Source organism: Treponema bryantii, from assembly GCF_900113965.1.
GTDB classification, from domain to species: domain Bacteria; phylum Spirochaetota; class Spirochaetia; order Treponematales; family Treponemataceae; genus Treponema_D; species Treponema_D bryantii_A.
This window is the reverse complement of the sequence record NZ_FORI01000007.1, coordinates 190839-204929: the sequence shown is the minus strand read 5'-3', so window position 1 is coordinate 204929 and position 14091 is coordinate 190839. Positions and strand designations below refer to the sequence as shown.

The 14091-nt window shown below is 34.8% G+C and carries 16 protein-coding genes; 14 read left to right on the top strand and 2 right to left on the bottom strand.

The window, feature by feature from the left end; translation table 11 throughout:
• The first annotated feature begins 325 nt into the window (after positions 1-325).
• The 8 genes from BM161_RS10475 to BM161_RS10440 all read left to right on the top strand — a co-directional run bounded on the left by BM161_RS10475 (position 326) and on the right by BM161_RS10440 (position 5725).
• Positions 326-616: a hypothetical protein gene (locus BM161_RS10475; protein ID WP_074932489.1), complete on the top strand. Its 291-nt coding sequence runs from the start codon at positions 326-328 to the stop codon at positions 614-616.
• On the top strand, positions 582-1055 hold the full coding sequence (locus tag BM161_RS10470; protein ID WP_074932487.1) for a hypothetical protein: 474 nt from the start codon (positions 582-584) through the stop codon (positions 1053-1055). Before BM161_RS10475 ends, BM161_RS10470 begins: the two co-directional genes overlap by 35 nt.
• A complete protein-coding gene (locus BM161_RS10465) occupies positions 1052-1384 on the top strand; it encodes a hypothetical protein (protein WP_074932486.1) in 333 nt (110 codons plus the stop codon). The genes BM161_RS10470 and BM161_RS10465 overlap by 4 nt, the downstream gene beginning before the upstream one ends.
• Positions 1385-1424: 40 nt before the next feature.
• A complete protein-coding gene (locus tag BM161_RS10460; RefSeq protein ID WP_074932485.1) occupies positions 1425-2426 on the top strand; it encodes an InlB B-repeat-containing protein in 1002 nt (333 codons plus the stop codon).
• Positions 2427-3160: 734 nt separating this feature from the next.
• Complete coding sequence (locus tag BM161_RS10455) at positions 3161-3574, top strand: EamA family transporter (RefSeq protein WP_027434472.1); 414 nt, start codon at positions 3161-3163, stop codon at positions 3572-3574.
• Between the two features lie 119 nt (positions 3575-3693).
• Positions 3694-4131 carry a radical SAM mobile pair system MarR family transcriptional regulator gene (locus BM161_RS10450; protein ID WP_074932484.1) on the top strand — a complete coding sequence of 146 codons (438 nt, stop codon included), beginning with the start codon at positions 3694-3696 and terminating at the stop codon, positions 4129-4131.
• A complete protein-coding gene (locus BM161_RS10445) occupies positions 4128-4826 on the top strand; it encodes a radical SAM mobile pair protein A (RefSeq protein WP_074932482.1) in 699 nt (232 codons plus the stop codon). The genes BM161_RS10450 and BM161_RS10445 overlap by 4 nt, the downstream gene beginning before the upstream one ends.
• Complete coding sequence (locus BM161_RS10440) at positions 4802-5725, top strand: radical SAM mobile pair protein B (protein ID WP_029542749.1); 924 nt, start codon at positions 4802-4804, stop codon at positions 5723-5725. The genes BM161_RS10445 and BM161_RS10440 overlap by 25 nt, the downstream gene beginning before the upstream one ends.
• A gap of 134 nt (positions 5726-5859) precedes the next feature.
• On the opposite strand, the gene BM161_RS14210 is transcribed toward BM161_RS10440, so the two are convergent.
• On the bottom strand, positions 5860-6012 hold the full coding sequence (locus BM161_RS14210) for a DUF3737 family protein (protein WP_083425775.1): 153 nt from the start codon (positions 6010-6012) through the stop codon (positions 5860-5862).
• Positions 6013-6303: 291 nt separating this feature from the next.
• Here BM161_RS14210 and BM161_RS10430 point away from each other — a divergent pair, with 291 nt between their 5' ends.
• From BM161_RS10430 to BM161_RS10405, 6 genes are all read left to right on the top strand, one after another.
• Positions 6304-6486, top strand: a complete 183-nt coding sequence (locus tag BM161_RS10430; RefSeq protein WP_074932479.1) for a hypothetical protein — start codon at positions 6304-6306, stop codon at positions 6484-6486.
• 6 nt (positions 6487-6492) lie between these two features.
• The gene (crcB, locus tag BM161_RS10425; RefSeq protein ID WP_074932478.1) at positions 6493-6861 is read left to right on the top strand and encodes a fluoride efflux transporter CrcB; all 369 of its coding nucleotides are present in this window, start codon (positions 6493-6495) and stop codon (positions 6859-6861) included.
• A 1-nt stretch (position 6862) separates the two neighbouring features.
• Positions 6863-7420, top strand: coding sequence for an NlpC/P60 family protein (locus BM161_RS10420; RefSeq protein ID WP_074932476.1), 558 nt, complete (start codon positions 6863-6865; stop codon positions 7418-7420).
• A gap of 658 nt (positions 7421-8078) precedes the next feature.
• The gene (locus BM161_RS10415) at positions 8079-11432 is read left to right on the top strand and encodes a UvrD-helicase domain-containing protein (RefSeq protein ID WP_074932475.1); all 3354 of its coding nucleotides are present in this window, start codon (positions 8079-8081) and stop codon (positions 11430-11432) included.
• A 12-nt stretch (positions 11433-11444) separates the two neighbouring features.
• Positions 11445-11918, top strand: a complete 474-nt coding sequence (locus tag BM161_RS10410) for a hypothetical protein (RefSeq protein WP_074932473.1) — start codon at positions 11445-11447, stop codon at positions 11916-11918.
• A 133-nt stretch (positions 11919-12051) separates the two neighbouring features.
• Positions 12052-12969: an HNH endonuclease gene (locus BM161_RS10405; protein ID WP_074932472.1), complete on the top strand. Its 918-nt coding sequence runs from the start codon at positions 12052-12054 to the stop codon at positions 12967-12969.
• Positions 12970-13043: 74 nt separating this feature from the next.
• Here the strand turns inward: BM161_RS10405 and BM161_RS10400 are convergent, their stop codons facing one another.
• Complete coding sequence (locus BM161_RS10400) at positions 13044-14066, bottom strand: helix-turn-helix transcriptional regulator (RefSeq protein WP_074932471.1); 1023 nt, start codon at positions 14064-14066, stop codon at positions 13044-13046.
• Between the last annotated feature and the right edge of the window lie 25 nt (positions 14067-14091).

Below are 14091 nucleotides of genomic sequence, written 5' to 3'. Positions count from 1 at the left end.
AAACTGCTAGCCAGTAAAATTTTTGAGACTTGTCCGGGTCATGACGGGCAAATTCTTCTTTTTCTTTCAAAACAAAACCTAACCTTGGGCAGGCGATTTCGTTTGTTACATTTATAATATACAGAATGTATACAAAAACATCAAGTAGTACATATAAGAAAATAAAAATGTAGAGATATAAAATAAAATAGGATTTTTGAAAAAATTAGTAATTATTTCATTGACAAATAGCCCAGGTGTGCTTATATTATATTTAGGTTTGAAAAAGTTAGTAATTATATCAAAGTGACCGCACATACAGGCGGCCTCGCACAGGAGGAGATGGATGCCAGAAGAAAAAAGAGGTGGAGCACGTCCGGGATCAGGCAGAAAAGCCACCGGATCAAAAACCAAGCACTACACAGTGAATCTTCCGATTGAAGAAGCTGAACTTTTGGAAAAACATGCTGCTCAATGCAACATGTCAGTAAATAAATACCTGCGGGAACTGATTCGCAGGGGCGGTCAGTATCATATCGAATCCTTTGATAACTTGTACGTGGATTCTTCTGACCTGATGGTAGCAAAGGAGGCTAAGGCTTATGGTACTGATAAACCTGTTAAAAAATCTCGGTAAGATATTCGGAATAATTTGTCTTTTCTTTGTGATAAGCGGAGCATACTTTTTGCTTAAGCCTACAGAAGAAGAAAAGTATCTGGGGCAGCAGATGAAGATGTACCCGCTCGGTTTTAACTGTATTGATGATGACGGTGGAGAACAGGTACTCAAGTTTGATTCCAAATCTCAGGTAGCAGTTTATAAGGATGTATACAAGTACAGTATGGAAAAGGCTTTATATCACGGAGATGAAAAAAAGCCTTTTGGTTGTGAATTTCTGATTAGCGGCAACGGCGAGAAAAGAAGAGTGCTGGTTTATATAGGTGATGAAGTTGTAAATCTGGATATTGTCCGCTACGAACAATCGGATGATAAAGATCTGATTTACACAGTGGTTTCTAAATCTGTTAAAAAAGATTTGGGAAATATCCGCTACAGAGACATGGGGGAGTTATGAGCAAAGAAATAACAGAAACCTGGTCAGAGTTTTTAGAACGCTACCCGGACTTAGTCTTTGTCAGAACAAAGAAGCAGATTTATACAGCAGACGAGATTGATGACAACATCATACTGGAAGAAGACACCCTTCCTCTCATAAAAGGAAAGACACAGATAATTCCGCTTGATGAAACTGCATATCGAAGATGCTTCAAAATGGGAACTGCAATGGAAAACGGAATGTGGGCAATTTCAGTATGCGAGAAAAATAAACTGGAAGTAAGGCCAGCAGTAATCTGGGAAATCTTGAAAAAGCAGGAAGAAATATTAGCTAAAACAGAAGAGTAACTTTCTTCTATATATAAGCAACTTAAGAGGAGTATTTGAAATGAAAGAAGTAATTAAAACTATAGCAGCAGTCAGTGTGTTTGCATTACTGGCATCCTGTCAGATGAATACAGCAGACGACGGAAATCAGAATGAAACTCAGCCATCTGTAAACACAACAGAATATACAGTTTCTTTTGATTTGAACTTTCCGGAAGATACTGACGAGGTTATTTATTGTGATATAACAGAGAACACAGCGCCTTCATCAATGAAAGCAAACGAAGGACAGAATATAACTCTTCCTTCTTGTGCGACAGAAATGACCCGCTATCAAAGAAACAGTTATGGCGAGAACGGAGCTGGTTACGAGTTTGATAAATGGAATACCAGTGCAGATGGAAGTGGAACTGCCTATGCAGCAGGTGCTTCATTCAAAGTAACTTCAACTGTGACTCTTTATGCAACTTATAAGCAGACAGAAAACAGTGGTTCAGAAGACGTAGGATATGCTTCAGCTCTGGATTTTAGTTCTGTCACTTCATATTCAATGAAGGTAGGAGATACAGTAAATCTTGCTTCATTGATTGGTGAAAGTTCAGTTTACCACGAGATTCAGAGCGGCTCTGATGTGGTTGAACTTGGAAGTGGAAGTCTTACAGCGATTGGACCTGGTTCTGCAATCGTAAAAGCCATTGACTGGGATGACAGTTCTAAAAGCTGGTCATGCAGTATCACAGTTACAGTAGAAGGATTCAGTGGTTCAGCTCTTGATTACAAGTTAATGGGTCGCTGGGAAGACGGGAACTCTTATCTTGTCTTTAATGCAGATAAGACTGGTGAACTTAAAGTTTACAAGAATGGTTCAATACTGCAGAAAAGTACCTTTGAATGGACCAGCTTTGAAAACAGTTACGGTAAGTTCCTGACACTTTCAAATTGTAGTGAAGACTATCTTGAAGGAAAGCAATATACAATCACAAGTATTTCAACAACATCATTAAGATTACATGGCTATCTGGCATTCGGTGCAGCTCAGGATACAAGCTGGACAAAGCAATAAAATAAGGAGCAGGAATTATGACAAAAATGCGCAACTTTCTTCTATATATAACGATTTTATTCGGTACAATATCATCTGTATCTGCAAAAGGTTTCTTTTCAAACAGCTATAAACAAACTTAACGGCCTGAATTCAAAAGACTATCTCAGGAATGTTTTTGAATAAGCACTTTTCTGTGAGACAAAAGAGGACTGGAAAAAACTTCTTCCATGGAATATTGAAATTACGCCTTATAAAATTCGTGGAGAATGGATTTAATGTGTGCAATAATTAGCTAAACTTAAATTTAATTTGCGGATACGTTAGAAAAGAAGACGGATATGAATGGTATACTCTTTTAGATGAAGTCTGGCGGGTTACATACAGTCACATTTTCCCAAAAGAGGTCTTTGACGGCCGCTTTCAATCTAGCCTCATCGGAAATCAAAAACGTCTTTGACAATATGATTTCAAAAGGCCAGATTAAACCGCTCATAGTTGTTTCTGCCACTTTCTATAACGCAAACAGCGGTTCGGATTTTGGATCTTCTGTGAGAGTTTGAAATTTTTTCTGTAAATATGGGTATTCTATGATAATTTAGATTTATGAGGAAGCAATCAGACTGATTGCTTCCTTTTTCTGACTACACATTTATTAAAGACATAAGTCAATATCAGTTTGTCATTGTACCAAGAATTGTAGTATGATTATTAGCATATTAAATTGATAAATCGGGATTTGAAGGAGTATCACTATGTGGTTTTTATTAGCGCTTGGTTCGGCAATCTTTGCCGCACTGACATCAATATTGGCAAAGATAGGAATTGAAGGTGTCGGATCGAATCTGGCTACTGCGATCCGTACGATGGTTGTTGTTATCATGGCATGGGGAATGGTATTTATTACTCATCAGCAAGCCGGAATAAAAGACATTAGCCAGAAATGCTGGATTTTCCTGATTCTGTCCGGCCTTGCTACTGGTGCCTCATGGCTTTGCTATTACAAGGCCTTGCAGATGGGAGACGCTTCAAAAGTCGTCCCGATTGATAAGTTGTCCGTTGTCATTACGCTGATACTGGCGTTTGTTTTTCTGCATGAAGAATTTACTTTTAAGTCAGTGATAGGGTGTATCCTGATTGGAGCTGGAACATTGCTGATGGTTCTGTGATACAAATTCCTGTTTGTCGTGATGAATGCTGGAACACAAAATTGGAAGTTATGATATATGTGCTTGATATAAATACTCCTATATGGTAGTATAAAACTACGATATAGGAGTATTTAATTATGAAAACAAATGGTGGATTTCTTGTTACAAAAATAAAACAGCTGGGTGATCGTATATTTGAAAGGATACTGGCAGAAAAAAACATTGATGCATTTAACGGAGCTCAGGGAAGAATTCTTTATGTCTTATGGCAGGAAGATGGTGTTCCTATTAAAATTATTTCCGAGAAAAGCGGACTTGCAATTACTTCACTTACGACCATGCTTGAGCGGATGGAAAAAAACGGACTGATAAGCCGCAAAACGGATGAAGCTGATAAGAGAAAAACTCTTCTGTTCCTCACAGATAAAACCAAAGAACTTAAAGAAGCTTATGACTCCGTATCCAATGAGATGGGGAATATTTATTATCGTGATTTTACGGATAAAGAGATTCTTCAGTTTGAAGAGTATCTTAACCGCATCAGGGTAAACCTTGAGGAATGGAGTGACAAATGAGTATCTGTATTAAAGATCAGATTCAGAACATGAATCTTGTTATAGGGTGCACTGTTGGATGTCCGTACTGCTATGCCAGAAACAATACGAGGCGTTATCACATCATAGATGATTTTGAAAAGCCACAGTTTTTTCAAGGCAAGCTTCGTATGATGGAAAAGAAAAAGCCGCAGAATTTTCTGCTGACCGGTATGAGCGATCTCTCGGGCTGGCATGAGGAATGGCGAGAGGAAGTCTTTAAAAAGATAGCAGAGAATCCTCAGCACCAGTTTCTTTTTCTTACCAAACGACCGGATCTTCTGTCTTTTGAAACAAATCTTGATAATGCATGGTTTGGCGTTACAGTTACGAGAAAGTCTGAGTTATGGCGTATTGATGCACTACGGAGCAATGTGAAGGCAAAAAAATATCATGTTACCTTTGAGCCTTTGTTCGATAATCCGGGTAAGGTTGATCTTACAGGCATTGACTGGATTGTGGTGGGAACCATGACAGGTGCAAAGAGCAGGACTGTTAAAACAGATCCCGGGTGGGTTTATTCATTGACAGAACAGGCTCATGAACTGAACATTCCTGTATTCTGGAAAGAAGATCTTGTTCCGATTATGGGAGAAGAAATGATACAGGAAATGCCGGATGCTTTTAACAAAGTGCTGGAGGAACAGAGGATATGGAACAACCAGAAATCAAAGTAAATCATATAGAAACAAAAAGTGTAATGACAAAATCGAATACTCCTATTGGAGGATATTCGGTGAATCCCTATGTGGGGTGTCCCCATGCCTGTAAATACTGCTACGCATCTTTTATGAAACGCTTTACAGGGCATACGGAGGAATGGGGAACTTTCATGGATGTGAAAGACTGGCCTGAAATAAAGAATCCAAAGAAATATGCCGGCCAGAAGGTGATTATTGGAACAGTTACGGATGGTTATAATCCGCTAGAGAAAACATATAAAAATACAAGAAGACTTCTGGAAGAACTAAAGGACAGTGGTGCGGACATACTTATCTGCACAAAGTCAGACCTTGTACTAAGAGATCTGGATCTGCTAAAAGAGATCAATGAAAATAGCAGACTTACAGTATCATGGTCAATCAATACTCTTGATGAAGAGTTTAAAGATGATATGGATGCGGCAGTAAGCATAGAAAGAAGGCTTGCTGCAATGAAAGAGGTATATGCGGCAGGCATTCGTACAATTTGCTTCATTTCACCCGTGTTCCCGGGGATTACGGATATAGAAGCAATCATAGACAGGACAAAAGATCAGTGTGACCTTGTATGGCTTGAGAATCTGAATCTTCGCGGAGGTTTTAAGGCAGATATCATGAAATACATTTCCGATAAACATCCGGATCTGGTGCCACTGTATGACGAAATTTATAACAAAAAGAACCGCAGCTATTTTGAAGCGCTGGAAAAGAAAGCAGAAGAGCTGGCTAAAAAGTATGATTGCAGGTTTGTTGATAATGAAACTCCGTATGAGAGAGTAGAGAAAGGACATCCAACAATTGTAGATTACTTTTACCACGAAGAAGTAAGAGGAACTGCCAATAGTGGAAAGAGAAATGTAATACATAATCCTTGATGGAAGAATAAACCGGAAGATAATCGCACAAAGGAGCTTCAGCCCAAGTAGGACTGAAGCTCATATTTTTATTCTGGAAGTCTTCCTGTGTAACGAAGATTTACTGTAATTGCCATTTTATTTCTCCTGATATTTTATTCTTTGCAGATAATTTGCGTTTTTGATTTATCGCAGATTTCTTCTTCCATAATTATCTGACCGATTGAATCTGCTGTGATTTTTCCTGCAAGAGGATTTTTTACGCTGTCGATTTTTCCGCATACTTTAGTGTGGCGGTTACACTGCATTTTTTTTAAGATCAAAAAGACTTGCCAGATGTGACAAGTCTTTTTGATTGATTTTAACTGATAATTTTTATTTATTGGCAATACGCACAACACAGAAACCTCAGTTTTCTCTTGTGAGGTAAGGGCCAAAATTATCTTCTAATGGTTTGACTCTTGTATATTTTATCCTCATATTTTCATTTTTATTTGTTTATACTATAAGCAGATAGTGGAAATTATGAGGATAATAAATTTGCTAGGATAATGCCAGTTATCCGAATATTAGGATAAGCACAGAAAGGCTACTCATCAATGTACGAAGCAAATCAAATCAATGGAGTTTACTTCGCAGGACCTTCTAAAACCGAAGGCTACATCGACGACTTCGGCTGCTGGCAAACCTACACCTGGACAGACTACTATGAACACATCTTCAACACCCGCAACAAAGATGTTAAGATGAGAATGTACATGGCCATGCAGGTTGCAAAGTAGGATTATATGTTGAATTGTTTAGTAGTAGCTTTAGGCGGCGGAATCGGTGCTTGCCTCAGATATCTGATAGGGCTGATTCCTCTCAAAGAACCATTTTCTTTTCCGGTAAAAACTCTGGTGATAAATCTTCTGGGCTGTTTTGTTATTGGACTGATTGCAGCTCTTGCAGTAAAGAATAGTTCCCTATCGCCAAAAACTGTACTCTTTATAAAGACCGGCTTGTGCGGCGGCTTTACAACTTTCTCAACCTTTGCTTTAGAAACAGAGACTCTTATCAAGACAGGACATATCGGCCTTGCTGTTTTATATGTTGCACTGAGCGTGGTTGTAGGAGTAGGGCTGGCATTTGCAGGGCAAGTAATTGTAGGGAAGTAGGATGAAAATAAGAAGATATCTGATTGCTGCTTTGTCTTTTTTAATCATCTCATGTAATAACGGAACTGACGATAAAACATCTTTTACAGAAATCGATGCGCCTGATGAAATATCAGAACGAGCTTATAGCTTTGCGGAATTATATGAACAGTCAGATACAGAATATCATTTGGGAGGACAGGACCCGGTTCGTGCAATTAAGATAGACTGTTCCGGTCTTATAATCATGTGCTATAAATATGCTCTGGTAGATACAAAGTACCAGCTTTTGGTTTCTGACATGACCGCAAATTACATGTATACGAATGCATCAACTCACATTGCAAAGAGTGAATTGAAGAAGGGCAATCTGATTTTTATGGGAGAGGCTGGTAGTAATTCTGTAACTCACATAGCACTTTTTGAAAAGTTTGAAAACGGAAGAATCTATTTTATAGACAGTACTCAGAAAGATACAAATGGCGATGGCATAAATGATATTGACGGTGTTACTTATCGTGATTATCCAGAAGAAGATTTAAGATTCAAAGCGTTCGGAAGAATGAGAGTGAAGTATTAGGGGCAGAGATGAACAAAAGCATTTTACAAAACGGCGATCTCCTTTTTATGAGCGATGAATCTGACTTATCAAAAGCGATTATTGAAACAACAGAAAAATACAGTCATGTGGAAATTAAATGTATTCCCGTGACTTGGGACTCTAATATCAATATTTTGTAAAAGGTAATTGAAATTAATCTTCCAGGAGGATCATTATATACGGAGCAATTATAGGTGGCATAATCGGTCAGCCTTATGAATGACACAATATCAAAACTAATTCATTTCCAATTTTCTCTGAAGACTCCCTCATTACAGATGATTCAGTTATAACCATTGCTGTTTGTGATGGAGTTCTAAATGCTGGAATTAATGCTGCGAAAAGAAATGAATATGCAAAAAAAAACAATATTGTTGGGAGAAGCAATATATGAAAACTTTGAAAATAACTAGAGTATTTTTCGTGTATATAAAATCCTATCTTTATAACATATTTTATGCTATAATTTTAAATATTAATTCTAGTAAAAGTCTTATACTTTTAGGCCAAACTTTTATCTAGAATGCATATAATCTATGTTATGTGAACTGCCCACTAGATGGCGTAAGAAAAGTCTGTTGTGTTAATTACTTTAAAATCTAAATAATTGTTTTGCTTATAAAAGGAGTTGGACCCGATGAAAGACGAATTTTTATTGCTTTGTTCCAATAGATTATATTTAAAGAAAGATTTTTCTCTTGAAAATTTTATCGATGTTTTTTCAATATGGCTTTCTGGAAACTTTACAAAGTCCGAATCAATGATTTGTGAACATAATGAGATAATTTATGATGAAGATGATTGCGAAGAAGAATTAATAATTAAGCTTTCAGAAGATCGTAATTTTGCTTTTGTAAGATTTGAAAACCACAAAAAAGATATAGAAGATAGAATTTATAGAGTTGATATTGTTTTTGTCGTTTCACAGCATTTACTTCAGATTGAACTCTATTGTGATAAACCTTCTTCTGTTAAACCTCCTAAGATTATCAGAGATTTTATTGAGAATGATTATGTAGACAAAGAATCATATGACTTTCCTATTAATGAAAAATACATGCCTTTCTCTAAATTTAAAGAAGAAACTAGTGATGGTAATTATGATTTTGATCTGCCGATTGTAATATGTAATAAAAGCATATACGAAGAGAAAAAAAATCATATGTATGAGGCATTTGCTGGATTTGCTTATATTATTGTGAATAATGAAAACTCAAATGAAATTGTTGATCCTCCAAAAGTTAGGTATCACATACCTGGTAATAAAGGACTTATTGATGATGAATTTAAATATGCAAAAAAGAAAATTTACAATTTCCATATAAATACAAGAGACCATACAATGGTATGGGAAAAAGATGTAGAAATAAATCAGGATTTTTCAGAAAAAGTTACACATGACATATTTCAATCGTTATTACCGACTGAAAAAAAAGCAGAGACGTCTTCCAATTCTGCTGATGATAAAGCAGAGATAAGTAAACATAATAAAAAGCCAATTCCCCCTGCTAAAGAATCTACAACAGAGGAAACTCAGGAAGAACCTGACTATAAAGAAGAAAATTTCTTTGTATCAACTGATGAGAAAAAATCAAAAAGAAAAATAAAACGAAATATTTATGTCAATGACAAAAACTTTCAGAAACTTGTTGCAAATAAAGGTGCTGATAATTTATTACGTGATGCCGTTATAGAACGATTAACACAGTTGGCTACATTACCTGATGAAGACTTGCTTAATGATTTAGTTTTACATCATTATGAAAAACTAGCTGGTGATATAAGCTTGGCATCTTTATGTGCTAAATCGCATAAAGATTCATATAGAATTCTTCTCGATTATAATGCTTTTAATAACAATGAATTTAAAATCATTGATTTTGGACATCACGATATATATGATGCAATTTCTTCTGGAAAGTATATAAATTCAGCAAAAGATTCTTATTTCATCTTTGATGTTAACAATCCCAGAAAATTAAGTTCTATACCTTTATTAAATGAAAACCAAAAACAGGCCGCATATTATGAGGGAAGTCCAACTTTGACAAAAGGTTGTGCTGGTAGCGGGAAAACGTCTGTTAGTGTAGAAAAATATAGTTATCTATATGAAAGCGGTAAGACCGATTTAGTTTATTTAACCTATAATGAAAAACTATCTATAAGAATTCAAAATGATTTGAATACAATCTTTGGAGAAGAAATAAAAGATGTTCATGTAAGAACTGTAGCAAATTTTTTCCAAGAATTTATTGAAGATGAGTGTAAAGAATCTTTATTAGGGAAGAAATTCATTAATTTTAGTGGCTACAATGGAGAAAAAACTTTTTCAGAGCTTGTTTCTGAATATAATGGAAATTTAAGGCAAAGTGGTAAAAAAGTACCAAAAGAAATAATTTCTATGTGTCCTAATAATGTAGAAAGTGCCGAAGCGATTTCAAATATTGTATCTCCATTTTACAGAGGTATTTATAAAGGTGGTTTGTTTGGATTTATAAATGAGGACTATCTTGAAAAAAATAAGTTGTCAAACAAGGCTTTCGAAAATGCTCTCAGAAATGAAAATCTTGAGCCAGTTTTTATAAACTACGTTTTTAATGTATGTGAATATATTGATAATTATTTGCAGAAAAATAACTACTTAGATGATAATGATTTGGCACAAATGGCTTATCTATGTGCAAAAAAGCACCCTGATATTCAACACAGTATAATAATTGATGAAACTCAAGATTTGACAGAAAGACAAATTTATTCTATTTCGAAGATTGCTTGCAAACATCATGGAATGGAAATACATTTTTATGGTGACCCGAATCAAACTATTAATCCTACAATTCTTGATTTGAATAAGATAGATGCATGTTTTAAGTTATTGACAAAGCAGCGTGATTTTAAGATTCGAGATGAGGCAAAGTATAATTCTAATCAAACATACAGAATCAATGAGTTCATAGCTAATTTTATTAATCATCTTATCGAGTTACGCAAGGAATATATAGGCAAGACGGATGCTCTTGATGACAATTATATTACTGGACAGCCAGCAGATGGAGATTCAACTCATGTTGCAGTGGTTTATAAAGAGTCTCAAATTGAAGAGGTATTAAAATTTGTCAATGATGGAACATTGACATTACTTGTAACAGATGAGTTTGAGCGTAACCATCTTTTTGATAAATATAGCAATAAAATTACTAATAAGGATTCTGTAATTACAATATCAGATTTTAAAGGTAATGAAGATGATTATGTTGCCGTTTATAATTTTATCGGTTACAACAAATACCAATTAAATGATATATTCGACAAAAATAAGAAGCATAGTACATTAAGTAGATACATATTCAACAGATTCTTTGTCGCCTTAACTCGTGCTAGAAAGAAAATGATTCTCATTGAACCAGAATTTCTTACCGAGCAAAATGAGTTGTCTTACAACGTAATTTTACATGGAAAGAATAATGAAAACATATTGACTATTGATCCCAAAAAGAGTCAGTTTGGAACTTGGTTACCAGGTACAATTGATGATGAAACAAGAAGAGAAAAAGCATACAGTCAGATTTGTGAAGATTTCTCAGATCGAAGAGGTGTAAAAGGTCTGACTTTTATAAAACAAAAATCTTCAAAAGATATTGATTTTATAAATATCGATAAACTTGAAAATCTTGATACAGATAATATGGAGCTCTTAAAATTATTTTACCGAAACGGAAATGACATGGAAAAAGAATACTTCTGGGAATCCAAGTCTCTTTTCAGAAGATTTAAAAATCAAGATTATGAATTATTAATGAATATTTTCTTGAAATACAATATTGATAAAATTGATTATTCAAGGAATCCTGATAATTGGAAGAAAACACTTACTACTATCGCAGATAATTGTGAAATTACAGATTTTGAATGGAATAGAATTATGGTATCAGGTATTATGGATGATTATTTAAATGAATTAGTGACTAAGATTGATAATATAAATATTTAGAGGAGTTGGATAATGAATGATATTAATACAAACGAAAATGAATCATTAAAAAAATTAATAGGATTGATGGACAAAGTAGATTCTATAGCAAAATCTACCGATGCATTTGATGAAAGAATTAAGAAACTAGAAGGTCTTCAGGATAAAGTTTCGTCAAATGAAGAGTCTATAAAAGAACTTAATAATAAAATTGATAATTTTAATGAATCAAGATTTACCTCTTTAGAACAGGCAATTGAATCCTTGAAGAAAGAAATTGAAATCTTAAAAAGTACTCCAAGAATTGCACAAGAATCAGCAGGGGATTTTAATACCAATAATATAAAACTCAAATGCAATCAAATTCGCAACTTGCTTGATGATATAGAACTTCTTTCCGATTCTCAGTCTGATGTACAACATCAAAAAGTTCCACCTAAGTCTAATGTAAAAGACTCTGAGAATGTATCAACCAAAGAAAAAAATAACAATCAAAAACAGAAATGATAGAAACCAGTGTTATATATAAATCTTTTTGCACTGTGAATATGTTCATATCAAAAACGACACGCAGTCAAGCTACGTGCGGTATAACCAATTGATTGCTTGTGTTTGCGTATCTAAGGTCAAATAATAAATTATGAAAAAGAATATCTTTAACATGCCTAAAGCCGTTACTATAATGGGAAGATCATCCAGTATTACTAATTCCTTTTATAATGGAATAGTACCAATTATAGAGCCATCTGATGAGGAAATTAGAAATGCCCTTAAAACTCTTGAACAAACAGAAGAAAATGTAACATGTGTTTATTGTGGAGATCCAAAAACGGAATGGGATCATTTATATCCATTAATAGTTAATAAACGACATACAGGATATATAACAGAAATTGCAAACTTAGTGCCAGCTTGCGGAAAGTGTAACCAATCTAAAGGGAATTCTTATTGGAAAGAATGGATTATAAGTGATGCTGAAAAATCACCAAAAACAAGAATGGTAAAAGATTTAGACAAAAGAATTAAAATAATTGAAAAATATGATTTATCATTTCCCAAACATCGAATAGATATAGAAGCCTTAGTAGGTGAAGATATTTGGCAAAAATATCAGGAATCATATGAAAAAATAATTTTAGAAATGCAAAAAGCTCAAGCAATAATGGACAATATAAAAAGTATAATAAAAGAACAAAATAAAACTTGTTCTACTGAAAAAAAATCAAGAGTATCCTCATTTGATTCTGAAGATTTTCAAGACAGTTCAGCGGATAATAATTTAGATGATTTGCTGAACAGGGTTGGAAAATCAATTTTTGTTATATATTTTGATTTATTTTACAAACAGCTATCAAATTCAGAAATAATTGAAGAAATTAAAAAAGAAAATAATTTTACGGAGAAAAGTTACGCATCTAGAGTCACAAAAGGATTAAAAATAATTCGAAGTAATTTAGGAAATGCAGCTTTAGAAAGAATTATAAAATCTAATAAAATTGATGAGAATATAAGAATGAAAGCTATAGAGTTAAAAGAAAAATATTATAAAAATAAATAATACATATAAAAAAGCTCTAGGTTGGCTCCAAGGGCATGTAACTCACATTTTTCAAAAAAACATTTCATAAAGTTTTATAATTCTATCGCATTCACTCTCTCCAATTTTTCCTTCCAATCGTCCACCAGCTCCTTTGGTGCTAGCGGAAATGCTTCATCTGCCCACTTCCAAACCCAGCGTTGAACGCACATTAGCTGGTTTGTTCTGAAACTCAATATAATGCCATCGCCGTCTGGACCGGGATTTTTTTTGTCTGGGGTAATAGTTTGATTGTCTCCCCAGAGTTTTGTCTGGGCGTATCTTGCAGCATAGCCGTGAAGGTGGATTTTGTAATCTAGGTAAGCATCGTCACACATGCATCCAAAGGAACCGCGGGTCATGTTTCTGAAATCGTAATCTTTTGGAAGAGTGAAAACGTCATTTGTAATTTTCAGGTTTTTGATTTTTTCCAGAGAGTATCTGCGGCGCGCATTTTTTACAACATCAAGGCCGTGCAGGTTCCAGTTACCGTCATCAAAAATCAGCTGCCAGGGTTGAACCTGCCGAAACTTTGATTCTTTATCCGCATTCGAGATATAGTCAAAAGTAATAACCCGGTTTTCCTGTAGAGCCTTATCTATAATTCGCCAGGTCTCTGCAGGGACTTTTGTATTTGGGGCACCAACGAAAATGATTCTGTCATTATCTGGCTTTTTATTGATTTTGATATTTTCCAGAGTAAGGTCATGATTCTCAATTGCAAGTGATTCAAAAACTTCCTGAGCTTCTTTGTAAAGCGGATTTCCCTTTACCATGTCCATTAACGTTTTGATAAGCTTTGCGGCTTTAGCTGCATTTTCATCAGTGTAAAATCGAGGAAGGCGATATTTGGGATCTGTGTAGAAATAACCTGAAGACTCAAAATCTGTATCGATAGGTGCGCCGTATTTCTCTTGTAGTTCTTCAATGTCACGGTAAAAAGCTGATTTACTGGTTTGTAGACCATATTTATCATTCATTTCAGAAATAATCTGATTCCATTTTAGCTTTCGCCCAGATGCAATTATCTCATCAATCGCTTGAAAGCGTTTTGCTTTTTCAGTGAAGTCTACAGCCATCTTCTAACCTCTCTGTTTCAAGATA

Bases quoted from the DNA above. Each gene is read 5' to 3' on its own strand.
- BM161_RS10465 (WP_074932486.1), top strand. From the start codon at position 1,052: ATGAGCAAAGAAATAACAGAAACCTGGTCAGAGTTTTTAGAACGCTAC.
- BM161_RS10430 (WP_074932479.1), top strand. From the start codon at position 6,304: ATGTACGAAGCAAATCAAATCAATGGAGTTTACTTCGCAGGACCTTCT.
- BM161_RS10460 (WP_074932485.1), top strand. From the start codon at position 1,425: ATGAAAGAAGTAATTAAAACTATAGCAGCAGTCAGTGTGTTTGCATTA.
- BM161_RS10475 (WP_074932489.1), top strand. From the start codon at position 326: ATGCCAGAAGAAAAAAGAGGTGGAGCACGTCCGGGATCAGGCAGAAAA.
- BM161_RS10470 (WP_074932487.1), top strand. From the start codon at position 582: ATGGTACTGATAAACCTGTTAAAAAATCTCGGTAAGATATTCGGAATA.
- BM161_RS10455 (WP_027434472.1), top strand. From the start codon at position 3,161: ATGTGGTTTTTATTAGCGCTTGGTTCGGCAATCTTTGCCGCACTGACA.
- BM161_RS10440 (WP_029542749.1), top strand. From the start codon at position 4,802: ATGGAACAACCAGAAATCAAAGTAAATCATATAGAAACAAAAAGTGTA.
- crcB (WP_074932478.1), top strand. From the start codon at position 6,493: ATGTTGAATTGTTTAGTAGTAGCTTTAGGCGGCGGAATCGGTGCTTGC.
- BM161_RS10420 (WP_074932476.1), top strand. From the start codon at position 6,863: ATGAAAATAAGAAGATATCTGATTGCTGCTTTGTCTTTTTTAATCATC.
- BM161_RS10450 (WP_074932484.1), top strand. From the start codon at position 3,694: ATGAAAACAAATGGTGGATTTCTTGTTACAAAAATAAAACAGCTGGGT.
- BM161_RS10415 (WP_074932475.1), top strand. From the start codon at position 8,079: ATGAAAGACGAATTTTTATTGCTTTGTTCCAATAGATTATATTTAAAG.
- BM161_RS10405 (WP_074932472.1), top strand. From the start codon at position 12,052: ATGAAAAAGAATATCTTTAACATGCCTAAAGCCGTTACTATAATGGGA.
- BM161_RS10400 (WP_074932471.1), bottom strand. From the start codon at position 14,066: ATGGCTGTAGACTTCACTGAAAAAGCAAAACGCTTTCAAGCGATTGAT.
- BM161_RS10445 (WP_074932482.1), top strand. From the start codon at position 4,128: ATGAGTATCTGTATTAAAGATCAGATTCAGAACATGAATCTTGTTATA.
- BM161_RS10410 (WP_074932473.1), top strand. From the start codon at position 11,445: ATGAATGATATTAATACAAACGAAAATGAATCATTAAAAAAATTAATA.
- BM161_RS14210 (WP_083425775.1), bottom strand. From the start codon at position 6,012: ATGCAGTGTAACCGCCACACTAAAGTATGCGGAAAAATCGACAGCGTA.